Here is a 23,023-nt window from a genome sequence, read left to right as displayed (position 1 = left end):
GCGCCGACAACCCGCGGGCGGCAAATACCCTGCCCACAACCCCACTCGCCCCGCCGCCGTTCCGGCGTCCCCCCCGGGGGGGGGGGGGGCCGGGCGCACCCCCCCCCGCCCCGCCCCGCCCCGCCCCGATCCCCGCCAAGCCGCCGATTCCCGCCCGGCCGCCGGCCGGCGGCCGCGCACCCTCTTCCCGTCCTCGGAGGCTCTTTCATGGACTTCGCCCAGCGCACCATCGACATCGCCCGTCAGAACGTCGCCGAAGGCGGCCGCCCGTTCGCGACCGTCATCGTCAAGGACGGCGAGATCCTCGCCGAGAGCCCCAACAAGGTCGCCCAGACCGGCGATCCCACCGCCCACGCCGAAATCCTCGCCATCCGCGACGCCTGCACCGAGCTGGGCACCGAGCACCTGACCGGCGCCACCATCTACGTCCTCGCCCACCCCTGCCCGATGTGCCTGGGCGCGCTGTACTACTGCTCGCCGGACGCGGTCGTCTTCCTCACCACCCGCGACGCCTACGAGCCGCACTACGTGGACGACCGCAAGTACTTCGAACTGAGCACCTTCTACGACGAGACCGCCAAGCCCTGGCAGGACCGACGGCTGCCGATGCGCTACGAGGAGCGCGAAGAGGCCGTCGACGTGTACCGCCTCTGGCAGGAACGCAACGGCGGCGAACGCCGTGTCGCGGGCGCCCCCACCGCCTGACGTCCTCGACACCGAGCAGCAGGAGAAGGGGAGACCGGGACGCGGCGCCCGCCCGTCCGGTCTCCCCCTCTCCTCGGTGCTCAGCCGTTCCGCACGCCCCCCGACTCGGCGGTCAGTTCCGCCAGTTTCTGGAACTCTCCCAGGTCGTAGTTGGCCAGCACCGAATCGAGATGGGTCAGAGCACCGAGGCGCTCGACGAACCCCTGGGGGTCGTACTCGATCTGCAGGGCGACGCGGGTCGTGGACGCGTCGACCCGGTGGAACGTGACCACCCCCGCGTGGTGGACGCCCTCGATCGTCTTCCACGCGATGCGGTTCTCCGCCACGACCTCGGTGAGTTCCGCGACGAAGTTCTTGTCCGCCCCCGGCAGCGAGAGCTGCCAGGCGAACCTCCGCTCGTCGATCGGATCCACCCGCTGGACATGGCTGAGGAACCTCGGCCACTGCGTGACGTCGCTCCACAGCGCCCACGTGATGGGGAGCGGGGCCCTGACATCGATGGTTTCGACCAGAGAGGAGGACATGGGCGACCGTCCTTTCCTTGTACGAGAACAACGTCGCCCTCTCCTACCCGGCCCGCGGCTTCTCAACAGAACGCGATCCGCCGGGCGGCCCGTGGCGGCGCGCCCCTGCGACCGCCACGCCGACGGGCCGACGGGCCGACGGGCCGACGGAGCGGGAGGTGAGGGACGGTGGTCGCGCTCCCCCGGCCGACCGGTGAACAGGGCGGCCGGGGGCGCCGGTTCAGTCCAGGATCTCCACGTACCCGTCCGTTCCGTGCAGGCGGACGCGCTGGCCGTCCCTGATCAACCGGGTGGCCCCTGCCACGCCCACCACCGCGGGCAGGCCGTACTCCCGGGCGATCACCGCCCCGTGCGTCATCAGGCCGCCGACCTCCGCAACCAGCCCCGCGATCCCGACGAACAGCGGCGACCAGCTGGGGTCGGTGAACGGGGTGACCAGGATGTCGCCCGCCTCCAGGTCGGCGTCGGCCAGGTCCAGGACGACCCGGGCCCTCCCCTCCACGGTCCCGGCGGAGACCGGCAGGCCGGTCAGCGCGCCCTCCGGCACGTCGTCACGCCGGTACGCGCCGGACAGGGCCTCGCCGTCCGAGGTGAGCACCCGGGGCGGGGTGAGCGCCCGGTACGAAAGGAACGCTTCCCTGCGTTGCCGCAGCAGCCGCTCGTCCACCCGGTTCGTGCGCGCGGCCTCGCGGAACTCCTGGAACGTCAGGTAGAAGGCGTCCTCCCTCCGCGCCAGCGCACCGGCCCGCACCAGCCGCTCGGCCTCCGCCAACAGGGCCCGCTTGTAGGCGAAGTAGCGGCAGACGATGCCGTACTTCGGGTACTCGCGGTATCCGATGAACGTCCTGACGCGCTCGATCATCCGCCGGACCTCCTCGGCCTTCCGCTCCCCGTCGGGCAGGGCCCGCAGGCGCGTCAGCACCTCCTGTTCCTTCTCGCGCGCCTTCCGGAGGCCCTCCTCGAACCGCCGCTCGGCCGCGCCGGGACCGAAGTTGCGCACGTTGTCGAGGATCGCGGGCACGAGCGCGGTCGGGTGCTCGCTCCAGCGCGGGCGGGTGATGTCGATCTCGCCGACGCACCGCATGCCGTACCGGTCGAGGTACGTCTCGATGGCCGCGCGCGCCTCCGTTCCCCCCTCGACCTTCGCCAGGTCGTCCCAGAAGCCCGCGCTCTCGGCGTGCCGGGCCTCCCGCAGGAAGTCCACCACCGCCGGCCACGGCCGGACCGCGTCCGCGACGTCGAGCAGCGCCAGCCCCATCTCGGAGGTGATGTTGTCGGGGGCGGAGAGCGTGAGGGTGTCCGCCGCGTTCTTCTCGCCCAGCCACTCCAGCAGCTTCTCGTTGAGCCACCAGGTGGCGTCCATGCCCGCCATGATCGCCTGCATGCTCAGGGGATCGCCGAGAACCCGCTTGTGCTCCTCGAACGCCTCCAGCAGAAAGTCGAACAGGGCCGGTCCGCTCTTCGTCCGGATCTCGCGTTCCAGTGCGGCGACCGACGCCCGGCTGCGCTCGATCAGCCCGGTGACGATCGCCGGATCGGTCGGGATCGGGGTGGCGGGGGCGGCTCGCGTGTCCGGGGCGGGTGGCGGGGCTGCGGGGGCCGGGGCCGGGAGCGTCGGGACGAAGTCACCGCGGTTCAGGACCGTCTCCAGGGCATCCCTGACCAGCGGGTCGCCCTTGCCGAGGGCGTCCAGGAGGTCGTCGCGGGTGGCGGGCGAGGCCAGCCGCCCGGTGACGTCGACGAACAGCCTGCCGCCGGCCTCGTGCATCGGCACCATCGCCGTCAGCTGCCACATGGAGCAGCCGAGGGGCTTCATGGCGTCCGTCATCATCTGACCGTGGCCCACGGAGACGTAGACGCGGTTCTCCTCGTCGTCGGAACCCCGGACGGGAACGGGGAAGAGGGTGGTGATCGGCCGGCTCTGTACGATCCGGACATCGTCGTCGACCAGGCACCATTCGATGTCCTGCGGAGTCCCGAAGTGCGCCTCGATCCGCCGCCCGATCCCCACGAGCCGCACCGCCTGCTCGTCCGTCAGCGCCGGCTGGTCCCGCTGCCGGGCGTCGACCGCCGTGTCACGTGTGCCTCCGGCCGGGAGCGGGTGGACGGCGCGGTCCTTGGTGGCGATCGTCCTGGCGACGACCCGGCCGTCCCGCACCGTGAAGACGTCCGGATTCACCAGACCCGAGACCAGGGCCTCACCGAGGCCGAACCCGGCGTCCACCGTGGCGGCCTTGCGATCGCCCGTGACCGGGTCGGCGGTGAACAGGATGCCGGACGCCTGGGGGAAGACCATCCGCTGGACGACCACGGCCATGTGCACCGTGCGGTGGTCGATGCCGTTCCGCCGGCGGTAGACCACGGCCCGCTCGGTGAACAGCGAGGCCCAGCACCGGCTGACGTGCCGGAGGACCGCCTCCGGCCCCACCACGTTCAGGTACGTGTCCTGCTGGCCGGCGAAGGAGGCGGTCGGCAGATCCTCCGCCGTGGCGCTGGACCGCACCGCGTAGGCGGACCGCTCGCCGAAGCGGGTCAGCGCACCGGTGATCGCGGCCGCGATGTCGCCCGGGACGGGGATCTCCTCGATGGTGCGGCGGATCCGTGCGCTGAGCGTGCGGATCGCCTCCCCGTCGTCCGGGTCCACACGGGACAGTTCGTCGAGCTGTTCACCGAGCGATGGTTCCTCATCCGTGACCCGTCTGAAAGCCTCCGTCGTCACACAGAAGCCGTCCGGTACGCGGATGCCCTCGATCCGTGACAGCGCGCCCAGGTGGGCGCCCTTCCCGCCCACGGCCTCCGCCCGCGTCTCGTCCACCTCCCGCAGGTCCAGCACGTACTGCCGCGTCATCGTGGAACCTCCGGCACCACCGTGTCCGCTCGCCCTGCGGCGACCGCCCGGATCACCGGCGCCCCGTCCTTCGTCGAACCCCTGGTCGGGCATGTGTTCGTCCCTCGCCGTCTTCCCTGTGTGGAGCGACGATTGTGCGGTGCCACCGGGGCCTTGCCGCAAGCCCCCGGGTGCGCTATAAGTTGAGCGTGGCAAGGAGAGTTCTCTCCTTGCCTTTCCTTGTGCCAGAGGCCTTTCCCGCTCGCGAGTCCTCGGGGCCGCCGCCGCGTCGCGTCGCCCCCTCGGCCGGATCGGGCCCGCGGACGCGCCGGGAACACCCGGCCGGCTTCCCTCGTTCCACCTCAGGCCCAGTGCCGTACCTGTGAACCGTGAATCCGGGGGACCGCTTTGCCCGACACCTTCTCCACCGACACCGATTCCGCCGCGGCGGGCACCGAGTACCGGCTCCAGCCTCCCGCCGCCCAGGCCGAGCGGTTGATCGAGCTCGGAGTGCACGAGATCGCCGGCCTTCCCGCCGAGGAGGTCCGCGCCTTCGCCGGGAGGGCCGGCCACCGTGACGACGTCCTGCTCGCCGTTCATCCGGACCGTGCCCCCGCCTCCGTCCTAGCGCCTCTGCTCCGGCGCGACGGCAAAACCGGTTTCGTCGTCACCGACATGCAGGACGTCGATGATTTCCTCCCCAGCGGGATCGTCCTCCCCGACGCGCCGCTCTACTTCGTCACCGGGGTGGACCGGGGCGACCACCTGGCCGACTGGAGCCCCGAGGAGACCCTGCCCGCCCTCACCAAGGCGGACCGTACGCCCTTGGCGCTCACCGAAGGCATCCACTGGGTGCTGCAACAGCCGGCGGTGCTGGAGCGGAACCGCTGCTTCATGACCATCGGCTCCCGGCTGCGCAAGGCGAACGGCGCGCTGGACGCGCGTACTCCGGCGATCTGGATCAGCAACGGCACCGGGCGCGACGGCCGGGAGCGTCGCAACGCCCCCAAGGTCGGCTGGTGCTGGTGGGGCAACCGCCACACCTGGCTGGGATTCGCCTCCACCACGGGCCGCGAGATCTAGGGCGCGCTCCGGGGGCGGCAGCGGTCGGCTTCCGTCCCGGAACCCCTGTGCGCCGGTGCTCCCGCCCCTTTCCGGAGGTCCGGCGGCGGGCCGGTGCAGGGGCGTCGCTCCAGGCCCCTCCGGCCCGCTCCGGCCGCCCGCGGGGGCCGCGCCCGGTCAGGCCGCCGCGCTTCTACGGCAGGAGAGGACGACCAGGAACGGCCACAGCGCGTGGAGGAACGTCACGACGCGTTCGGCGACGCCCGGGGCCCGCCCGCTCTGCAGTTCCGCCCAGAACCACAGGGCGCTCGCGAACATCACCCCGCTCGCGGCGAGCGACACGTCGAAACGCAGCCCCCACGGCGTCGGCGCCCCGGCCCGGGCGGCGGCCAGAGGCGGCCATGCCCCGAGCAGCACGACGCCCACGGTGGCCACCGCCCCGTGCTCCAGCGCCCCGCCGCTGCTGGGGGCGGGCACCAGGGTCAGGGCCAGTGCGGACAGTCCGCCGCCGGCCAGGGCCAGCCGCCCGGCGGTCGCCGCCTGTCGGAGCGCGTACGCCGTCATCACGTAACACGTCCCCAGTGCCAGCAGCATGCCCGTCATCAGCCAATAACTGGCGGCGCCGTAGGAGGCCAACACGCTCAGGGTGTCCGCCGCGGGGTCGTACTCCGGCCCCTGGCGCGCCTGCGCGATCGCCCAGGAGCCGACCAGCAGGACGGGGGCGCACCCGGAGGAGAGCAGGGCCCACCGAGGAGCAGCTGACGCAGATCGCATTGAGTCAGCATAAATGTGGGCATACAACCCACCATCGATCCATGGCCCGCTGGTGCGGCCCGGCGGGCGATCTCGGACGGAGGGGCGGTCCCGGACGGTGGGGCGGTCCCGGACGGCGGGGTGGTGCGGCCGCAGGCGTCCGGAGGTGCGGCCACCGCGCGCCGCCCCCCGTGGTAGGGGGCTTCCCGCGGCGGAGCCTTCCGGCAGCGACGGGGCCCGTCAGGGGGCGGTGGGGCCCGTCTCCGCCCGGCGGACGGGCATCATCGTCTCCACCGCCTCCTGGGCGAGGTGGTCGAGGATCAACCGGTTGACGAGTTCCGGTTTCTCCAGGGGGACCAGGTGGGACGCGCCGGGGACGATCGCCAGTTCGGCGTCGGGGATCGCCCGGTACAGGGCGATCGTGTGCTCCAACGTCATCAGGTCGTCGTCGCCGGCCATGACGAGGGTGGACGCCCGGACGCCGGCCAGGTCCTCGGGCGTCAGCGTCGGCTGGGTGCGCCACATGTCGACCACCTTCGCGGCCACGACCGGCCAATGGCCCGCGCCGTCCGGGGTGACCGGCTCGTACATCTCGCGGAAGAACGCGAGGTCGGGCCCGCCGGGCGTCATCGCGTCGAGCATCGACGCCTCCACGAAGCACTCGGGTCCGGGGCGGAAGTTGGCGCCGATCGCCACGACCTTGCGGACGAGGTCGGGCCGGGCCCGGGCGACGAGCAGCGCGACCACTCCCCCGTCGCTCCACCCCACCAGGTGTGCGGACCCGCCGACGACCTCCTCCAGGAAGGCCACCGTGTCGTCGGCCATGGCCTGGTACGTCAGCGGCCCCGGGACGTCGGCCGTGTGTCCGTGCGCGCGCCGCTCCGGCAGGAAGACCCGGTGGGCGGCGGCGAGGTCGGCGCGCTGGGCGCCCCAGGTGTCGTTGGTGCAGAAACCGCCGTGCAGCAGGACCAGCGGGTCGCCGGCGCCTTCGCTCTCGTACCAGGTCCGGACGCCGGGCAGATCCGCGTACTCACCCATCGTTCCCCGCCTCTCCGGGCTGCCGCACATCGGTGCGGGGTCCTTCCGCGGCCGGTCCGCGCCTTTCCGCCAGTCTGAGCGGCGGTCCCGCCGCGCGCCACGCGTAAAGGTCCGGTGGGGTCCGCGCTGCGGGGCGGCTGCGGGGTGTCGGAAAGAAATCGCGGAATCCGCGCGCGAGGATGTCGAGAACCCCCGCCCGGCTCCGTCCCCGTGGTGGAAGCGGCCGGAAGGGGCCGCCCGGCACCGAGGAGAGACACCATGGCCAAGTACCTGCTGCTCAAGCACTACCGCGGCGCCCCGGCCCCGGTCAACGACGTCCCCATGGACCGGTGGACGCCCGAGGAGATCTCGGCGCACATGCAGTACATGCGGGACTTCGCCGACCGGCTGGAGAAGTCCGGGGAGTTCGTCGACGGCCAGGCCCTGGCCCCCGAGGGCTCCTGGGTCCGGTACGACGGCGAGGGGCGGCCGCCGGTCACCGACGGGCCGTTCGCCGAGACCAAGGACCTCATCGCCGGCTGGATGATCATCGACGTGGACGGTCACGACCGGGCGGTCGAACTGGCCGGGGAGCTGTCGGCCGCTCCGGGGGCGGGCGGGGAGCCTATCCACGAGTGGCTGGAGGTCCGGCCGTTCCTGACCGCGCCGCCCACCGTCACGGAGTGAGGACCCGATGGACGAGCTCCTTCCGCGGAGCCTCACACCGAGCGTGCTCGGGATCCTCGTCCGCCGCGGAGCAGATTTCGCGGCGGCCGAGGACGCCGTGCAGGACGCCCTGGTCGAGGCGGTCCGCGTCTGGCCGCAGGACCCGCCGCGCGACCCGAAGGGGTGGCTGGTCACCGTGGCGTGGCGGCGGTTCCTGGACGCCACCCGGGCGGAGAGCGCCCGGCGGCGGCGGGAGGAGCGCGTCGACGAGGAGCCCGTGCCCGGCCCCGCGCCCTCGGTGGACGACACGCTCCAGCTGTACTTCCTGTGCGCCCACCCTTCGCTGACGCCCTCGTCCGCCGTCGCGCTCACCCTCCGGGCCGTCGGCGGGCTCACCACGCGCCAGATCGCCCGGGCCTACCTGGTGCCCGAGGCGACCATGGCGCAGCGCATCAGCCGGGCGAAGCGCACCGTCTCCCGGGTGCGGTTCGATCAGCCCGGGAATGTCGCCACCGTGCTGCGCGTGCTCTACCTGGTCTTCAACGAGGGCTATTCGGGGGACGTGGACCTCGCCGCCGAGGCGATCCGGCTCACCCGGCAGCTGGCGGCCTCGACCGACCACCCGGAGGCGGCGGGGTTGCTCGCGCTGATGCTGCTCCACCATGCCCGGCGCGCGTCGCGGACCGCGCCGGACGGGAGTCTGGTGCCGCTCGCCGAGCAGGACCGGGGCCGGTGGGACACCGGGATGATCGCCGAGGGCGTCGGGATCCTGCAGGCGGCCCTGGCCCGGGACCGGCTGGGCGAGTTCCAGGCCCAGGCGGCCGTCGCCGCGCTGCACTGCGACGCGCCCACGGCCGAGGAGACGGACTGGGTGCAGATTGTCGAGTGGTACGACGAGTTGGCCGCCCTGACGGACAGCCCGGTCGTCCGGCTCAACCGAGCGGTGGCGGTCGGTGAGGCCGAGGGCCCGCAGGCCGGTCTCGCCGAACTGGCCGCGCTGAGCCAGTCGTTGCCCCGGTACACGGCGGTGGCGGCGTACCTCCACGAGCGCGACGGCGACGTGGTTGCGGCGGCGCGGCTGTACGTGGAGGCCGCCGCCCGGGCGTCCACGCTCGCCGAGCGCGACCACCTGACGCGGCAGGCCGCCCGGCTCAACGCGGCCCACGCGCACCGGGCGGAAAGCCCCCGGGGGTGACAACGGGGCAAGCCCGCCGGATAGGTGATCACCGACTTCGGGCCCCTTCCCGGATGCCGGTCCTCCTTCCTTCCTCCGCGCCCCGGGAACGGTTCCGTCCAGGCCTGCGCCGCCCCCTCCCGGGAGCTTCGCCCACGTGGTGTCGCGGCCCCCGGCAGTTGCCAAGCGACGCAACGCGATGAGCTTGCGCAGAAAGGGAGGGGGAGCACGGCGGCCGAAACACAGTGGGGATTCGGTCGCGTGGCGGGCACAGTGGTCGCATGAGCACACGAGGGCTGAACCCGGACGGGACGATCGCACGTGAAGGCGCGCTGAGCCGGGTGCCCGACGCTTTCGCCCCGGTCGTCGACGCGGCCCGCGCCAGGATCGGTGAGGTGTTCGACGGCCCACGGCTGCACAGCGCCTACCTCTACGGCAGTATCCCGCGCGGAACCGCCGTCCCCGGCGTCTGCGACCTCGACCTGTTGCTCGCTCTCCACGAAGAGCCCACAGCGGCGGACCGGGCGGACGCGCGCGCGATGGAGGACGCCCTCGACCGGTCCCATGCCCTGATCAACGGCGTCGGCATCCTGCTCTCCGGCGTACGTACGCTGAGGAGCGCAGCCGAGCGGCACGACAGCGGCTTCTTCATCGCCTGTCTGTGCACTCCCTTGCTGGGCCCGGATCTCGCCGACCGGCTCCCCCGCTTCCGCCCTACGTCCCTGCTCGCCCGGGAGACCAACGGCGACCTGGCGCTCGTGCTCCCGCGCTGGCGTTCCCATGCCGCCGAGGCCGCGACGGACGCCGAACGCAAGGCTCTGGCCCGGACGGTCGGCCGCCGTATCGTGCGCACCGGATTCACCCTGGTCATGCCGCGGTGGGGTGGTTGGACGAGCGACCTCGACGAGTCCGCCGAGGTGTTCGGCCGCTACTACCACGAGCGTGCCGAGCAGATGCGTGTCGCCGCGGCCGTCGGCCGTACCCCCTCGGCGGACCCGGCGGTGCTCGGCCTGCTCATCGACCGGTTGGGGCCCTGGCTCGCGGCCGAGTACACGGCGGTGCACGGTACGAAGGCGCCACGCCCCTGAGCGGCGGCGCTCTCCGGTGCCGGGAAGGACTCACCCGGGCGGGTCGGCCCGGGTCGTCCTCTCCGTGCCCTCGCCGCGCTGGTGGCCACGGCGGGCGTCCCGGTCGAAGACGCCCAGCAGTTCGCACGGCCCGCCCTCGGCGCCGATCGCGTGCGGGAGCATCGTGGGGAACTCCGCCGCCTGGTTCGTCTCGATCCGCAGGCGCCGGTTGCCCAGGAGCAGGATCGCGGTGCCGGAGAGGACGACGAGCCATTCACGGCCCGGATGGGCACGCAGGCGCGCCGGATTGTCGGGCGGCGGCTCGGTCACGCGCTGGCGGATGACGGTCATGCCCGGTTCCGCCTTGATGGGCCACCGCATCTGGCCGTGGGCTCCGTCGACGACCGGGTGGGAGACGATGTCGTCGGCGGCGGTCTCGACCAGCTGGTCGAGGGAGGTGTCCAGGGCGCGTGCCAGGGTGACGAGCTGGTCCAGAGCCAGTCGGCGGCGGCCGTTCTCGATCCGGCTCAGGGTGGACTGGCTGATCTTCGCGCGGGTGGCCAGCTCCTCCAGGGACCACCCCTGGGCCACGCGCAGGGCGCGGATGCGTTTGCGCACCAGGCTGTCCAGCTCACCGTCCTCTTGCGTCATGGGCATGACTCTATGCGACGGCGGCAAGCGGCGCGTCCCGTCCGCTGCGCGGCGGCCCGGGGCGGCGTCGGCGCCTCGCGCGGCGCGGGCGCGTCGGGGAGGGTGGGAAGCATGACGGACTCCCCCCTGCTGATCAACGCCCTCATCGTCGACGCCCGGGATCCGGAGCGGCTGGCCGCGTTCTGGTCCGAACTGCTCGGCAGGCCGATCGCGGGCCGCACGGGCCCCTATGTGTGGCTGCGCCGGGAAAACGGTCTGGGCCTCGGTTTCCAGCGGACCGAGGACACACCGGGGCGGACCAAGAACCGGTTGCACATCGATCTGTCGTCCCCCGATCCCGCCGGCGAGCAGCAGCGGGTCGAGGCGCTCGGCGGGCGCAGGCTGGAGGGGTACGACGACGGCGGCTTCCTGGTGATGGGCGACCCGGAGGGCAACGAGTTCTGCATCATCCCCGAGGGCCCCTTCTCCCTCGACGACGAGGGGCGTACGGACTACCTCGGCTGACGACGCCCGCGCGGGAGCCCCGCGGTCGGGCGTAACCCGGGGCCGCGTGCGGCTCCCTCGTTCCGCGCGTGCGGGGGCCGGTCCACGCCCGGATCCCGGCGCCTGCTCGCGCCGGGTTCGGCACCGGCCCCGCGTCGCGGTGGTGGCCGGGCGGCCCCGTACGGTACGGCAGGTGAACGACCCGCTCGAAGCCGTGACCGACCCCTCCGCGAAGGAGCCCGCCCGGGCCGCGACGACCCGTGTGTTCCTGGCGCTCGCCCCGCCCGACGAGGCGAAGGACGAACTGGCCCGCGCGCTGCGCCCGGCCTACGACGCCTACCCCCGCATGCGGTGGAACCGGATCGAGGACTGGCACATCACCCTGGCGTTCCTCGGCGAGCTGCCGGCCGCCGCCGTCCCGCCCCTGATGCCTCCGCTCGCCGGGCTCGCGGCACGGCGAGCGCCTCTGCGGTTGGCGCTGCGCGGGGGCGGGCACTTCGACGAGCGGGTGCTGTGGAGCGGGGTCACGGGCGACCTCGACGCGCTGCACCGACTCGCCGCCGACGTACGCGCTCGCGTCCGCGAGTGCGGCGTCCTCTTTCCGGAACGGACGTTCCGGCCCCATCTGACCCTGGCCCGCTCCCGCCGGGGCGACCATGCGGCCACCGTGCGGGCCGCCGCGGGGCTCGCCCCCTTCGTCGGCCAGAGCTGGGAGGCCGGGCGTCTGTACCTGGTCGGCAGCAACGTCGGCCGGGGCCCGGGGCCGATCCACTACCGCACCCTCGTGGCCTGGGATCTCGGTCACGGTTCGGACGAGGTCTGACCGGCGTTCCGGCACCGCGCAGCGGCCGCGGCCGCACACATACGCGGAGGGGCGCACCGAGCTCCGTACGAGTCGGTCCGCACCGCCCCAGGACCGCTCGCAGCCCTCGGCCCGGACTTCGGCGGCCGCCGTGCGCGGCGCCGCCCCTTCATCCGGGAAGGGGCCCGCGGCGGCAACGGGCGTGGGTTTCCCGGCGTGCCGGGCCGGTTTCCCTTACGACCCGGCGCACTGGGCGAGCCGCCCTCACGCGGGGTCGGGCGGTGCGGGCCGGGCGTGCGCCAGCAGGAACTCGGTCGCCCGCGCGATGGCCTCGGCGGACGTGCGGTGCTCGGCCTCCGACTCGTCCTGCCGCAGGTCCGCGCCGGTGGCGGTGTACCACCAGGCGTCCGTACCCGGGTCGTGGTGGATGACCGCGTCGCCGCCCGCGTAATACAGCGGGATGGATTCGCCGGCGGACTTCTTGGGCACCGCGTGGGGCCACTTGAGACGGGCCGACTGGCGCTTGATGCCGCCCCAGGCGGCACCGAGCTGCGCATAACTGGCGCCGCCGCGTCCGGCGACGGCGGCCGCGCTCTCGGCCAACCGGTCGACGGACAGTTTCGCCTCGTGGAGGGAGCGCAGGAGCGCCAGCTGCACATCGGGCGCGGCCATCAGCGCGGCGTCGAAGGGCCTGCCGGCGGTGCGGTAGGCCAGAGCGCGCGTCGAGATCCGTTCGGCCAGGGCCCGGGCCGCGTCGAGCACCTGCTCGTCCATGGCGAACGTGTCGTCGTCGGCGGGCTCGCGCCAGGCGGGTTCCACCGGGGCCAGGACCGTGGTCCAGAAGTTCTCGTCGCCCGGCAGAGGTGTCGGAACAGGTTTCATGGCATCCATGCGACAAACATAACTGTCGACCACTCGGGCGACAAGTTATTCTGTCATGAGGATTAGGCGACAGCTCAGCCTGTCATGCCGGACGACCTCTCGCCGCCACCGGGGAGGGGGCGGCAACCCGCCGGACCCCGCCGGTTCACCCCGCCCGGGCGGCTCATTCCGCTTCGGCAGCCTCTCCCAAAGCCGCGGTGAGACGGTGCAGCACCGCCTGCAGACCGAGAACCTCCTCGACCGACAGCCCCGTGGCGGCCAGCACGCCGCGGGGGACCGTCAGCGCCCGGTCGCGCAGCTCCGCCCCTTCGCCGGTCAGTTCGATCAGAACGGAGCGCTCGTCCCGGCGACTGCGCTCCCGCCGGACCAGCCCCGCCACCTCCAGCCGTTTCAGCAGCGGCGAGAGGGTGCCGGAGTCCAGGCGCAGCCGCCCCCCGAGCGCCTTGACCGACTGGGGCCCGTGCTCCCACAGCACCAGCATGACCAGGTACTGCGGGTAGGTGAGCCCGAGACCCTTCAGCGCCTGCCGGTAGTAGCCGCCGAACGCCCGCGACGCGGCGTGCAGCGAGAAGCAGACCTGGTGGTCCAGCCGCAGCAGTTCCGCGTCGGGGACGGCGGGGAGGTCGGGCGTGGCGCCCGGAGCGGTGGTCATGGCACCAGCGTACCGCCGCCCCCACACATGAGTTGTGCACAACTTAATTGTGTGCAACCTTTATCTCCATGGCTCCGGCCGACCCGGACGGAGCCGAAGAGGAGGGTCACCCATGGACGCGTTGTACACCGCCGCCGCCACCGCCAACGGTCGCGAGGGCCGTGCCGTGAGCTCGGACGGTCAGCTCGATCTCCCCCTGGCCATGCCTCCGGCCCTCGGCGGCGACGGCAAGGGCACCAACCCCGAGCAGCTCTTCGCCGCCGGGTACGCGGCCTGTTTCGCCAGTGCGATGGCCGCGGTCGGGCGCGAGATGAAGATCGACACCAAGGACGCCTCCGTGACCGCCGAGGTCTCCATCGGCAAGGACGACGCCGGTTTCGGGCTCGCGGTGGTCATGCGGGTGGAGCTGCCGGACTCCCTCGCGGGCGAGACCGGGCGGAAGCTGGTGGAGGCCACCCACGCCTACTGCCCGTACTCCAAGGCGACCCGGGGCAACATCGACGTCGAGCTGGTCATCGAGTAACCGCACCACCCGCCGGGGCGGGGCCGGCCGCGGAACGCCCCCGGCCGGCCCCGTCCGTCGTGGGGCCGGTGGTCATCCGCTCAGGCGGGCCAGTACCGCGGCCACCGCCCGGCGTACGGCCTCGCGCACCGCGTCGGTCGGGTCGAGCGTCTCGAAGCCGTGGCGCCCCTCCGGTACGTCGACGATCTCGACGTCCGCCGCGCAGCGGGCCGCCTCGGCCACGAACTCCTCGACCGTCGCGGCGATCTCGGCGCTCTCGCGGCCCGCGCGGACCAGCACGAGGGGCAGGTCTCCGACGCCGGAGAGGGCTCGGACCGGATGGAAGCGGGAGTGGGCCAGCCCCCAGCTCGGCAGCGGCGCGAGGATCGGGTAGTTCGCGGCCACGCACCGCAGCCACGGCGGAGGCTGCGTCAGCCAGTCCGCCATGATCGGTCCCCCGCCCGAGAAGAACCACAGGGCGACCCGGTCCGCGTCCACCCGGGGGTCGGCGCGCACCCGTTCCACCGCTCGGGCCACGTCCGCCGCGGCCTGCCCGTAGTCCGTCACGGCGTGCAGCCGGTGGTCGAGGGTCACTCCCACCGCCCCCTGCCCGGCGACCAGGCGCGCGTACCCCGTCAGGGTCGGCCAGTCCCGGGGGGTGGGCCGCGCCCCGGCCGGTACCGGGCCGCCGTGCACCAACACCACGGCCGGGTGCGGACCAGGACCGTCCGGCAGGTACAGGTCGGTGTTCCCGGTCCGCTCGCGCGGCCTTTCGGGTACGTCGAGGAGGAACGGCCGCAGGTGGGCGGGCCGGTGGGCGGCGCCGGGCGGGGTCAGTCGGCGTCCCCCGCCCGATGCGGCCTCGGTCAGGGCCTTCGCCAGTTCGGTGGGGCGGGAGAGCATCGGCCAGTGGCCCGTGGGCAGTTCGAGGAAGGGCACCTCGGCGTCGGCCAGGGCCCGGAGCGCGGGGTCGCCGACGTCCACCATGATCTGGAGCATCTCGACGCCGGGCCCGTTGCCGGTGCACAGCACGCCGGTCACGGGTACGGCGGCCACCGCTCCGGTGAGGCGCAGCGGCTGGAGCAGGGTGCCCAGCGGCTGCGGCGCCGCGAGGGCGGTGAGTCCCTCCAGCGCCGCCTCGGTGAGGTCCGCGGTGCTCCCCCAGCGGGACCACGCTTCCCGGGTGGGGGGTGGCAGCTCGCCGCCGGTCCTCCCTCCCCCGCTCACCGCGGCCGGCTCCGCCGCTTCCTCGCGCAGTTGCCGGTCGGGCACGGCGGCCAGGGCGGGGACGCCGTCCTGGACCATCCCGGCGTCCAGGTGCACGATCCGCGCGATCGCTCCCGCCCGCCGGTCGGCCGCGCCGTACACCGGGTGGATGCCGTAGTCGTGGCCGACGAGCACGATCTCCCGGCCGGGCTCCGCCGCCACCGAGTCGATCACCGCGAGGACGTCCGCGATGTGCGTCTCCAGGTCGACGGCCCCGGCGGGTCCGCCGGGGCCCCCGCCGAGGCCGGTGAGCGCCACCGTCCGCACCTCGGCCCCCTCCGCGGTCAGCCGGGCCGCGGTGTCCCGCCACACGTACGGTCCGGTGAACGCCCCCGCCACCAGGATGAATACGGTCATGGTCCCTCCTCGTCACGCTCTCTCCGGCGCACCGGCCCGGTCCCCCGGCAGCGCCCGCCGGTACGGTAGGAACTCCCCCTGGTGGAGGTTCAAGTGTTCTCGTCGTACGACGGGCTGTGCACCATCGGCGAGCTGGCCGAACGCACGGGCCTCAGCGTCAAGACCGTCCGCTTCTACTCGGACCGGGGGCTGCTGCCGGAGACGTCCCGCAGCGCCGGCGGACACCGCAGATACGCACCGGAGGCCGTGGAACGGCTGGGCATGATCCGTTCCCTGCGCGGCCTCGATCTGCCGGTTTCCGAAGTGCGCCGGATTCTCGACGAGCTGGACGAGCGGGACGAGGGGGCCGCGGCGGGCGGCGTGCTGGAGGAGGCGGTGGCCGGCCGGTTGCGGGCCCTGGGGTCCGAACTCGCCGCGCTGCGCTGGCGGGAGGCGGCGCTCCGGTCGGTGCAGGAGTGCCCGCCGGCCGAACGGGCCGGGCGGCTCCGGCTGGTCGGGGCCGTCACCGCCCCGCCGAGCACCGACCCGCTGGCACGTTTCTGGCGTGGCTGGCTGCCGCCGCGCATGCCCGCCCGGTCCGTCGCCGCGTTCCTGGAGGCGGCGGTGCCGAGCCCGCCCGAGGACCCCCGGCCGGACCAGATGCTCGCCTTCGCCCGGTTGCACGCCTTCGTCTCCCGCCCGTGCGGCGACGGGACGCGCGACGCCACCCAGCCCCGGGCGCACGCCGTGGGGGGAGCCCGCGCCCCGGCCGTGCTGTACGCGGGTCTCGCCGAGGCGTACGAACTGGCGGGCGGGGAGATGCGCCGTCGGGCCGACCCGGCCCCCGGGGAGGCGTTGGACGGGTTCGTGGACGCCTACGCGCGGACGTACGGCGCCGACGACACGCCCGTGTTCCGCCGTGTGCTGGCCGGGCGGCTCGCGGCCGATCCGCGCCTCGACCGGTACTGGGAGCTGGCGGCCGAGGTGATCAGCGTTCCCGGCGACCACCCCGAGCCGACGCCGGGGACCGCGCACGACTGGCTGCTGGCGGCCCTGGACGCGGAGGTGGAGGCGGCGGGCGGTGGCCGTGCCGGTGTCCGGGCGGGCGGGGGGCGGACCGCCGCCCCCTCCCCCGTCTCGGACGGGGCGGGGGGCGTCTCAGCCCGGTGAGCGGGGCCGTACGTGCTCTGCGACCGCGCCGAGCAGGACCTCCCGCAGGATGAGGGCCGCCGGGAGCGGTCTGTCGGGCAGTGCCACGTGGACGGTCCGGCACAGGGCGGAGTCGGTGAGGGGGCGCAGGACGAGTTCGGCGGGGACCGCGCGAGCCGCCAGTGAGGGGACCAGGGCCACGCCGAGGCCGGCGGCGGCGTAGCCGAACTTGCCCGCCCACCCGGCGATCCGCATGATCCGTCCCGGGGTGAAGCCCGCTCGGGCGCAGGCGTCGGCGAGCATGGTGGGACGGTCGCCGTACGCGTTCTGGATCCAGGTCTCGTCGCGGAGTTCGTACAGGTCGACGGTTTCGGCCCCGGCCAAGGGGTGGCGGCGCGGGAGGGCGACGAGCAGTTCGTCCTCGCACAGCACGGTCGTCGTGATCCCCTCGGCGGAGGGCAGGCCGTACGGGTAGTCGCTGACGACGGCGAGGTCCAGCGTCCCGTCCGTGAGATGCCGCATCAGTGTGTCGGTCGGGCCCTCGACGACCGCCATCTCGATCCCCGGCCGGGCGTCCTCGAGGGCTCGCAGGGCGGCCGGCAGGAGTGTGATGTTGGCGGTGGCGAACGCGCCCACGTGCAGCGGTCCCCCGTCTCCGGTGTGCAGGACGGCCAGGTCTCGCTCGGCACGGGCGAGCCGGTCGAGCACCTCCACGGCGTGCCGGTGCAGCACCCGGCCCGCGGGAGTGAGCCGTACGCCCCGCGGCAGGCGCTCGAGCAACGGCCCGCCGGCTCGGGCCTCCAGCGCCGCGATCCGCCGGGACACCGCGGACTGCGTGTAGTTGAGCCGGGCCGCCGCCCGGGTGAACGACCCGGTCTCGGCCACGGTGACGAGCAGCCGGAGCGACTCGTTCTCCCACATGTCTTCCCCCTGCCGCAGCGCTCGTCGCCCGGACACCGGCATCATCGCCGATCGCATTCCGCCCGCGCATGGGTTCCATGCGATGCGGTCGCTGGTGCCCTGCTCCGGGCGGCCCTAACGTCAGGGCCCGGCGGCGGCGCAGGGTGGATGCGCCGTCGCCGGGCCCCGCCGCTCACCCGGGTTCGCGGGGGTCCTGGCGGCTGCGATCCCGAAAAGGCGGTTCATCGTGCGACAGACCGGAAGCGGGCCGGAGTTGGGGCGGCGGATCGGCACGTACCACGCCGTGGGGATCGCGGGCGCGCTCGGCCAGGCGGCGCTGCGGACCATCACGCTGCTGGTTCTCGTCATGATCGTCGCGCTGGTGTGGGTCAGGCCGAACTCCACACTGCTCAAGAGCTCCGTGGCCGCGGCCGTGGTGGTCGTCCTGTTCGGGCTGCGGCTGGCATGGCGCTTCGTCACGGCGCGGCGCGGCGGCAACCAGTGCCGATTGCACCAGGGGGGCGTGGCCGTCACCGGCCCGTTCGGCGGGATACGGGGCGCGGTGGCGTGGCGGGAGGTCACCGGTCTGCGCAGGATGAGCAACGCGTCCCTCCTCATGGCGTTCCACCGCGTGGAGCTGGAACGGCGGGGCGGTCCGCCTCTCACCTTCATCGCCTTGGGTCTCGAACCCGCTCTGGTCGAGGTCCTGGTGAAGCTCGCCGCGCGCAACGGCCTGGAGTAAGGGCCGGCCCGGTCACCGCCGGAGTAGATGCGCCATGCGCCTCTGCCGCATGACAAACCCCGGACCGCAATTGCGGTCCGGGGTTTGTCGCGCGTATATTGGAATCTTCTGCGCTCACGCAGAAAGGCCCCGCTCGGGGGCCTTATGGAGACGAACATATCTGGCAGGGAGCCGTTTTGTCAAACCGGGAAAGCGACGAATTGCGGGAAGAGCAGGAATTCATCGACCGGCTCCATGCCCGGGTCGACGCCCTGCGCGGTGTGGCCGCCGAGGGCGTGGAGCAGGCGTTGACGCCGGTGGGGACCGGCCAGCAGGCGCGCCTGGAACGCGACATCCGGGTCGCGGAGCGCTCGGGCCTGCTGGCCGCGCTCGACGCGGTGGACGGATCCCTGTGTTTCGGCCGCATCGACCGCTCGGACGGAATCGCGCACCATATCGGCCGTATCGGAATCCGGGAGGACGACACCGAGCACACTCCCGTTCTGATCGACTGGCGTGCTCCGGTGGCGCGTCCTTTCTATCTCGCCACGGGGCACACGCCGATGGGGCTGCGCCGGCGCCGCCACATCACCACCGAGGGCCGTACGGTCACCGAACTCCATGACGAGATCCTCGATCTCGGGGACGAGGCCCGCACCGGTTTCGAGGACCCCAACGGCGACGCGGTGCTGCTCGCGGCGCTGAACTCCGCGCGCACCGGGCGCATGGGCGACATCGTGCGCACCATCCAGGCCGAGCAGGACGGCATCATCCGGGCCCCGCACCGCGGCGTCCTCGTCGTGGAGGGCGGACCCGGCACCGGCAAGACGGCCGTGGCGCTCCACCGGGCCGCCTTCCTGCTGTACGAGCACCGCGAGCTGCTGGCCAAGCGCGCCGTGCTCATCGTGGGCCCCAACCCGGCGTTCCTGCGCTACATCGCGGAGGTGCTGCCCTCCCTCGGGGAGACCGGGGTACTCCTCGCGACGCAGGCGGAGTTGTTCCCCGGGGTGCACGCCACCGGGACGGACACCCCGCGCGCCGCGACCGTCAAGGGCGGCGGGGCGATGGCGGAGGCCCTCGCCCTGGCCGTACGCGACCGGCAACTGCTTCCGGAGCCCGGTGCGCCGATGGTGATCCCGCACGAGGACGGCGGGGAGTTGATCCTGGACTGGGAGATCGCCTACGAGGCCCGTCAGGCGGCCCGCGACACGCGTCTGCCGCACAATCTCGCCCGCCCGTACTTCGCCTTCCGGGTCATCGACGCGCTCACCGCGCAACTCGTCGAACGGATCGGCGCGGACCCCTACGGCGGGCCCAACTTCCTCGGCCCCGACGACGTGGCCCAGCTCGGCCGGGACGTGGCGCTGAGCAACGAGGTGCGCAACGCCGTCCGGGAGCTGTGGCCGCCGCTGACTCCCGAGGGCTTCCTCGCGGACTACCTGGCCGATCCGGTGTACGTGCCGGAGGCGGACGCCGACGCGATCCGCCGCCCGCCCGGCGACGGGGCGTGGACCCCCGCCGACGTACCGCTGCTCGACGAGGCGGCCGAACTGCTCGGGGTGGACGACAGCGCGGAGCGGGCCGCCGCCGAGGCCGCCCGGCAGGAACGGGTCGGATACGCGCAGGGGGTGCTGGAGCTGTCGCGGGGGTCGGAGAGCTACGAGTTCGAGGACGAGGAGTCCGAGGTGCTCGCCGCGCACGACATCATCGACGCGGAGCGGATGGCGGAGCGGCACGAGGAGGCCGACCACCGCACCGCCGCCGAGCGGGCCGCCGCCGACCGGACCTGGGCGTTCGGGCACATCATCGTGGACGAGGCCCAGGAGCTGTCGCCGATGGCGTGGCGGCTGCTGATGCGGCGGTCCCCGACCCGCTCGATGACCCTGGTGGGCGACCCGGCGCAGACCTCCGAGGAGGCGGGGGTCGGATCCTGGGAGAAGATCCTCTCCCCCTACGTGGGCGACCGCTTCGACCACGTCACGCTGGGGGTCAACTACCGTACGCCCGCCGAGATCATGGAGCTGGCCGCCGGGGTGCTGAGGGAGAAGGACCCCTCCTTCACCGCGCCGGTCTCGGTGCGGTCGACGGGTGAGAAGCCGTGGACGCGGGAGTCCGGGGCGGATCTGGCGGCCGCGGTGGCCGACGCCGTGGCGGAGCTGACGCCCCGGGAGGGGCGCCTCGCGGTGATCGCGCCGCGGTGCCTGCACGAGAGGATCGCCGCCCTGCTGGACGGGATCACGGCGGGCGGGGACCCCGATCTCACGCGCACGGTGGTGCTGCTCGATCCGCGTCAGGCCAAGGGGCTCGAGTTCGACCATGTGCTGGTGGTGGAACCGGGCCGGTTCGGCACGAGCGATCTGTACGTGGCGCTCACCCGTGCCACCCAGCGGCTGGGCATCGTCCACCGGGAAGAACTGCCCGCGGCCCTGCGCTGACCGGCCCGGCGGCCCCGTTCGCGCGCTTCTCGCGCGCGGCCGGCGCCGGCCGGCCCCCGGGGTGTCCGGAGCGCGGTGGCCGAACCCATAGGGTGACGCCATGTCTTCGCCATTGAGTTCGACAAAGACCGCGGCCGCCCTCCGCACATCGGCACGGGCCTCCGCGGAGGTGCTGCTGGTCCTGGTGGCGGCAGGGGTCGCGCTGTGGGTGCTGGGCCGCATGTGGTCGGTCGTGTGGCCGCTGATAGTCGCTCTGTTCCTCACCACGCTGACCTGGCCGCTGGCCCGTTTCCTGCGCGCGCACAGGTGGCGTCCGGCACTCGCGGCGTCGGCGGTGACGGTGTTCGCCCTGCTGGTGGGGGCGGGCATCGTGGCCCTGATCGCCGTACCGGTGGCCGATCAGTCCGGCGAGCTGGCCGAGCGGGTGGTCGCGGGCATCGACAAGCTCCGCGAGTGGGCGGCCGGGCCGCCGCTGAACATCGGTGACGACCAGATCACCGGTGCGCTCGACAGCGCGACCGCCAAGCTGCAGGACAGCGTCGGCAGTGTGGTCACCACCGCCGTCACCGGGGTGAGCACCGTGGTCAACGGGCTGGTCACCGCGGTCCTCTCGGTCTTCCTGATGTTCTTCTTCCTCAAGGACGGCCCGCGCTTCCTGCCGTGGCTGACCCGCCAGCTGCCCGGCCGGCTCGCCGTGGACGTCCCCGAGGTGGCCTCGCGCGGTTGGGACACGCTGGGCTCGTTCGTCCGGTCGCAGGCGGCCGTCGGCCTGCTGGACGCCGTCTTCATCGGACTCGGGCTGTGGATCCTGGGGGTTCCGCTGGTGCTTCCGCTGGCGGTGCTGACCTTCGTCTCGGCGTTCGTGCCGATCATCGGGGCGCTGTTCGCCGGGTTCGTGGCGGTGGTCATCGCGCTGGTCTCGAACGGGCTGATGGACGCCCTGCTGGTGCTCGCGATCATCATCGTGGTGCAGCAGTTGGAGGGCAACGTCTTCCAGCCCATGATCCAGAGCCGGGGCCTCGGCCTGCACGCCGCGGTCGTCCTGCTCGCGGTGACGCTGGGCGGCAGTCTGGCCGGTGTGGTGGGCAGCCTGCTCGCGGTGCCTGCGGCGGCGCTGATCGGGGTGGTCTGGAAGTACCTCCGCGAGCAGCTCGCCGAGGAAGTGCCGCAGGCCGCGGACCCGGCCGACGGGACGGGGAGTTCGCCCGTCCCGTCGTAGGCCGGGGGCCGTCACCGGCCCGGCCCCGGGAGGGGCCGGGCGGGGGTTCAGGGCGGTGCGGCCGGACCGGTCAGGCGTCGGCCGCCCGGCGGGCCAGGGCGTAGCCGTACTGCCGGGGCCAGCGCGGTCCGGTCGCGAGGGCGGCGGCGGCGTGGTGGGCCCAGTGCGGGTCGCGCAGCATCTCGCGGCCGATCATGACCGCGTCGGCCTGTCCCGTGGCGACGATCTCCTCGGCCTGTGCGGCGTCCAGGATCAGCCCCACGGCGGAGGTGGGAAGGCCGGCGGTGCGCCTGACCCGGTCGGCGAAGGGCACCTGGTAGCCCGGGTGCGCGGAGATCGCCGCGTCGCGGACGAGGCCGCCGGAGGAGACGTCCAGCAGATCGACGCCGTGGGCGGCCAGTTCCCCGGCGAGGCGTACGGTGTCGTCGCCGGTCCACCCCTCGCGCGGGTCCTCGGGGTTCTCGCTCAGCCAGTCGGTCGCCGAGGTGCGGAAGAGGACCGGCAGCTCGTCGGGCCATACCGCCCGGACGGCGTCCACCACCTGGAGCGGGAAGCGCAGCCGGTTCTCCCAGCTGCCGCCGTAGGCGTCGGTGCGGTGGTTGGCGGCCGGGGAGAGGAAGGAGTTGATCAGGTAGCCGTGCGCGCCGTGGATCTCGACGACGCGGAAGCCGGCGGCGAGGGCGCGCTCCGCGGCCGCGGCGAAGTCGCGCACCAGCTGCCGGATCTCGTCCTCGGTCAGTTCGTGCGGCACGGGCAGGCCGTCGAACGCGACGGCGCTGGGGGCGACGGCGCTCCAGCCGCCCTCCTCCTGCGGTACGGAGCGGTCGGCGACCCAGGGCCGGTCGGTGGACGCCTTGCGCCCGGCATGGGCGAGCTGGATCGCGGGGACCGAACCGTGGGAGGCGATCGCCGCCGCGATGCGGGTGAACGCCTCCTGCTGGCGGTCGTTCCACAGGCCCAGGTCCCAGGGGCTGATCCGGCCGTCCGGGCGGACCCCGGTGGCCTCCGCCATCACGAGCCCGGCGCCGCCGGCGGCCCGGCCCGCGAGATGGGTGAGGTGGAAGTCCGTGGGAACACCCGTCTCCGGCCCTTCGTGGGCGGCGGAGTACATGCACATCGGAGACATCCAGACACGGTTGGGAATCTCCAGGGACCGCAGGGTCAGGGGTGTGAACAGGGCACTCACCGGTATGTCTCCTCGGATCGGGGGGTGGCCGCCGGAGGGCGGCG

22 protein-coding genes are annotated in these 23,023 nt (G+C 73.5%); 12 read left to right on the top strand and 10 right to left on the bottom strand.

Annotated features, from left to right (window positions below):
- Positions 1-207 precede the first annotated feature (207 nt).
- Positions 208-705, top strand: a complete 498-nt coding sequence (locus ACH4K1_RS26035) for a nucleoside deaminase (protein WP_398091944.1) — start codon at positions 208-210, stop codon at positions 703-705.
- A gap of 80 nt (positions 706-785) precedes the next feature.
- Here ACH4K1_RS26035 and ACH4K1_RS26030 read toward each other — a convergent pair whose 3' ends face one another.
- Together ACH4K1_RS26030 and rph are read right to left on the bottom strand one after the other, a co-directional pair.
- Positions 786-1,229, bottom strand: a complete 444-nt coding sequence (locus ACH4K1_RS26030) for an SRPBCC family protein (RefSeq protein WP_398091942.1) — start codon at positions 1,227-1,229, stop codon at positions 786-788.
- 220 nt (positions 1,230-1,449) lie between these two features.
- Complete coding sequence (rph, locus tag ACH4K1_RS26025; protein ID WP_398091940.1) at positions 1,450-4,077, bottom strand: rifamycin-inactivating phosphotransferase; 2,628 nt, start codon at positions 4,075-4,077, stop codon at positions 1,450-1,452.
- 387 nt (positions 4,078-4,464) lie between these two features.
- On the opposite strand from rph, the gene ACH4K1_RS26020 reads away from it, so the two are divergent.
- The gene (locus ACH4K1_RS26020; RefSeq protein ID WP_398091938.1) at positions 4,465-5,139 is read left to right on the top strand and encodes a DUF5701 family protein; all 675 of its coding nucleotides are present in this window, start codon (positions 4,465-4,467) and stop codon (positions 5,137-5,139) included.
- 156 nt (positions 5,140-5,295) lie between these two features.
- Here ACH4K1_RS26020 and ACH4K1_RS26015 read toward each other — a convergent pair whose 3' ends face one another.
- A complete protein-coding gene (locus ACH4K1_RS26015) occupies positions 5,296-5,892 on the bottom strand; it encodes a DUF998 domain-containing protein (RefSeq protein WP_398091936.1) in 597 nt (198 codons plus the stop codon).
- A 219-nt stretch (positions 5,893-6,111) separates the two neighbouring features.
- On the bottom strand, positions 6,112-6,909 hold the full coding sequence (locus ACH4K1_RS26010) for an alpha/beta fold hydrolase (protein ID WP_398091934.1): 798 nt from the start codon (positions 6,907-6,909) through the stop codon (positions 6,112-6,114).
- Positions 6,910-7,167: 258 nt separating this feature from the next.
- Between ACH4K1_RS26010 and ACH4K1_RS26005 the strand changes: the two genes are divergently transcribed.
- The 3 genes from ACH4K1_RS26005 to ACH4K1_RS25995 all read left to right on the top strand — a co-directional run bounded on the left by ACH4K1_RS26005 (position 7,168) and on the right by ACH4K1_RS25995 (position 9,816).
- Entirely contained in the window at positions 7,168-7,575 is a 408-nt protein-coding gene (locus ACH4K1_RS26005; protein ID WP_398091932.1) for a YciI family protein, read from the top strand.
- 7 nt (positions 7,576-7,582) lie between these two features.
- Positions 7,583-8,749: an RNA polymerase sigma factor gene (locus tag ACH4K1_RS26000; protein WP_398091930.1), complete on the top strand. Its 1,167-nt coding sequence runs from the start codon at positions 7,583-7,585 to the stop codon at positions 8,747-8,749.
- Between the two features lie 260 nt (positions 8,750-9,009).
- Positions 9,010-9,816, top strand: a complete 807-nt coding sequence (locus ACH4K1_RS25995; RefSeq protein WP_398091928.1) for a nucleotidyltransferase — start codon at positions 9,010-9,012, stop codon at positions 9,814-9,816.
- Between the two features lie 30 nt (positions 9,817-9,846).
- Here the strand turns inward: ACH4K1_RS25995 and ACH4K1_RS25990 are convergent, their stop codons facing one another.
- A complete protein-coding gene (locus ACH4K1_RS25990) occupies positions 9,847-10,446 on the bottom strand; it encodes a helix-turn-helix domain-containing protein (protein ID WP_398091926.1) in 600 nt (199 codons plus the stop codon).
- Between the two features lie 111 nt (positions 10,447-10,557).
- Between ACH4K1_RS25990 and ACH4K1_RS25985 the strand changes: the two genes are divergently transcribed.
- Positions 10,558-10,950, top strand: a complete 393-nt coding sequence (locus tag ACH4K1_RS25985) for a VOC family protein (RefSeq protein ID WP_398091924.1) — start codon at positions 10,558-10,560, stop codon at positions 10,948-10,950.
- Positions 10,951-11,122: 172 nt separating this feature from the next.
- Positions 11,123-11,752: an RNA 2',3'-cyclic phosphodiesterase gene (gene thpR, locus ACH4K1_RS25980; protein WP_398091922.1), complete on the top strand. Its 630-nt coding sequence runs from the start codon at positions 11,123-11,125 to the stop codon at positions 11,750-11,752.
- A 243-nt stretch (positions 11,753-11,995) separates the two neighbouring features.
- On the opposite strand, the gene ACH4K1_RS25975 is transcribed toward thpR, so the two are convergent.
- Positions 11,996-12,622, bottom strand: a complete 627-nt coding sequence (locus ACH4K1_RS25975; RefSeq protein ID WP_398091920.1) for a hypothetical protein — start codon at positions 12,620-12,622, stop codon at positions 11,996-11,998.
- A 154-nt stretch (positions 12,623-12,776) separates the two neighbouring features.
- Positions 12,777-13,265, bottom strand: a complete 489-nt coding sequence (locus tag ACH4K1_RS25970; RefSeq protein WP_398091918.1) for a MarR family winged helix-turn-helix transcriptional regulator — start codon at positions 13,263-13,265, stop codon at positions 12,777-12,779.
- 112 nt (positions 13,266-13,377) lie between these two features.
- Here ACH4K1_RS25970 and ACH4K1_RS25965 point away from each other — a divergent pair, with 112 nt between their 5' ends.
- Complete coding sequence (locus ACH4K1_RS25965; RefSeq protein WP_398091916.1) at positions 13,378-13,788, top strand: Ohr family peroxiredoxin; 411 nt, start codon at positions 13,378-13,380, stop codon at positions 13,786-13,788.
- A gap of 72 nt (positions 13,789-13,860) precedes the next feature.
- Here the strand turns inward: ACH4K1_RS25965 and ACH4K1_RS25960 are convergent, their stop codons facing one another.
- Positions 13,861-15,390 (bottom strand): alpha/beta fold hydrolase, encoded by a 1,530-nt coding sequence (locus tag ACH4K1_RS25960; protein ID WP_398091914.1) that lies wholly within the window; start codon positions 15,388-15,390, stop codon positions 13,861-13,863.
- 93 nt (positions 15,391-15,483) lie between these two features.
- On the opposite strand from ACH4K1_RS25960, the gene ACH4K1_RS25955 reads away from it, so the two are divergent.
- On the top strand, positions 15,484-16,539 hold the full coding sequence (locus ACH4K1_RS25955; protein ID WP_398091968.1) for a MerR family transcriptional regulator: 1,056 nt from the start codon (positions 15,484-15,486) through the stop codon (positions 16,537-16,539).
- On the opposite strand, the gene ACH4K1_RS25950 is transcribed toward ACH4K1_RS25955, so the two are convergent.
- A complete protein-coding gene (locus tag ACH4K1_RS25950; RefSeq protein WP_398091912.1) occupies positions 16,528-17,439 on the bottom strand; it encodes a LysR family transcriptional regulator in 912 nt (303 codons plus the stop codon). The two genes, ACH4K1_RS25955 and ACH4K1_RS25950, sit on opposite strands and share 12 nt — an antisense overlap.
- 226 nt (positions 17,440-17,665) lie before the next feature.
- Here ACH4K1_RS25950 and ACH4K1_RS25945 point away from each other — a divergent pair, with 226 nt between their 5' ends.
- From ACH4K1_RS25945 to ACH4K1_RS25935, 3 genes are all read left to right on the top strand, one after another.
- Entirely contained in the window at positions 17,666-18,160 is a 495-nt protein-coding gene (locus tag ACH4K1_RS25945; RefSeq protein ID WP_398091910.1) for a hypothetical protein, read from the top strand.
- Positions 18,161-18,360: 200 nt separating this feature from the next.
- Positions 18,361-20,574, top strand: a complete 2,214-nt coding sequence (locus tag ACH4K1_RS25940; RefSeq protein ID WP_398091966.1) for a HelD family protein — start codon at positions 18,361-18,363, stop codon at positions 20,572-20,574.
- Between the two features lie 100 nt (positions 20,575-20,674).
- Positions 20,675-21,793, top strand: coding sequence for an AI-2E family transporter (locus tag ACH4K1_RS25935; protein ID WP_398091908.1), 1,119 nt, complete (start codon positions 20,675-20,677; stop codon positions 21,791-21,793).
- Between the two features lie 70 nt (positions 21,794-21,863).
- Here the strand turns inward: ACH4K1_RS25935 and ACH4K1_RS25930 are convergent, their stop codons facing one another.
- Positions 21,864-22,979: an NADH:flavin oxidoreductase/NADH oxidase gene (locus tag ACH4K1_RS25930; protein ID WP_398091906.1), complete on the bottom strand. Its 1,116-nt coding sequence runs from the start codon at positions 22,977-22,979 to the stop codon at positions 21,864-21,866.
- Positions 22,980-23,023: the final 44 nt, after the last annotated feature.

Origin of the sequence: Streptomyces sp. NPDC017448 (genome assembly GCF_044330565.1) — a bacterium.
Taxonomy (GTDB): domain Bacteria; phylum Actinomycetota; class Actinomycetes; order Streptomycetales; family Streptomycetaceae; genus Streptomyces.
This window is presented reverse-complemented; position numbering and strand designations above follow the sequence as displayed.

Coding starts and splice junctions, on each gene's coding strand:
- ACH4K1_RS26035 (WP_398091944.1), top strand. CDS start 208: ATGGACTTCGCCCAGCGCACCATCGACATCGCCCGTCAGAACGTCGCC.
- ACH4K1_RS26030 (WP_398091942.1), bottom strand. CDS start 1,229: ATGTCCTCCTCTCTGGTCGAAACCATCGATGTCAGGGCCCCGCTCCCC.
- rph (WP_398091940.1), bottom strand. CDS start 4,077: ATGACGCGGCAGTACGTGCTGGACCTGCGGGAGGTGGACGAGACGCGG.
- ACH4K1_RS26015 (WP_398091936.1), bottom strand. CDS start 5,892: ATGCGATCTGCGTCAGCTGCTCCTCGGTGGGCCCTGCTCTCCTCCGGG.
- ACH4K1_RS26010 (WP_398091934.1), bottom strand. CDS start 6,909: ATGGGTGAGTACGCGGATCTGCCCGGCGTCCGGACCTGGTACGAGAGC.
- ACH4K1_RS26005 (WP_398091932.1), top strand. CDS start 7,168: ATGGCCAAGTACCTGCTGCTCAAGCACTACCGCGGCGCCCCGGCCCCG.
- ACH4K1_RS26000 (WP_398091930.1), top strand. CDS start 7,583: ATGGACGAGCTCCTTCCGCGGAGCCTCACACCGAGCGTGCTCGGGATC.
- ACH4K1_RS25995 (WP_398091928.1), top strand. CDS start 9,010: ATGAGCACACGAGGGCTGAACCCGGACGGGACGATCGCACGTGAAGGC.
- ACH4K1_RS25990 (WP_398091926.1), bottom strand. CDS start 10,446: ATGACGCAAGAGGACGGTGAGCTGGACAGCCTGGTGCGCAAACGCATC.
- ACH4K1_RS25985 (WP_398091924.1), top strand. CDS start 10,558: ATGACGGACTCCCCCCTGCTGATCAACGCCCTCATCGTCGACGCCCGG.
- ACH4K1_RS25975 (WP_398091920.1), bottom strand. CDS start 12,622: ATGGATGCCATGAAACCTGTTCCGACACCTCTGCCGGGCGACGAGAAC.
- ACH4K1_RS25970 (WP_398091918.1), bottom strand. CDS start 13,265: ATGACCACCGCTCCGGGCGCCACGCCCGACCTCCCCGCCGTCCCCGAC.
- ACH4K1_RS25965 (WP_398091916.1), top strand. CDS start 13,378: ATGGACGCGTTGTACACCGCCGCCGCCACCGCCAACGGTCGCGAGGGC.
- ACH4K1_RS25960 (WP_398091914.1), bottom strand. CDS start 15,390: ATGACCGTATTCATCCTGGTGGCGGGGGCGTTCACCGGACCGTACGTG.
- ACH4K1_RS25950 (WP_398091912.1), bottom strand. CDS start 17,439: ATGTGGGAGAACGAGTCGCTCCGGCTGCTCGTCACCGTGGCCGAGACC.
- ACH4K1_RS25935 (WP_398091908.1), top strand. CDS start 20,675: ATGTCTTCGCCATTGAGTTCGACAAAGACCGCGGCCGCCCTCCGCACA.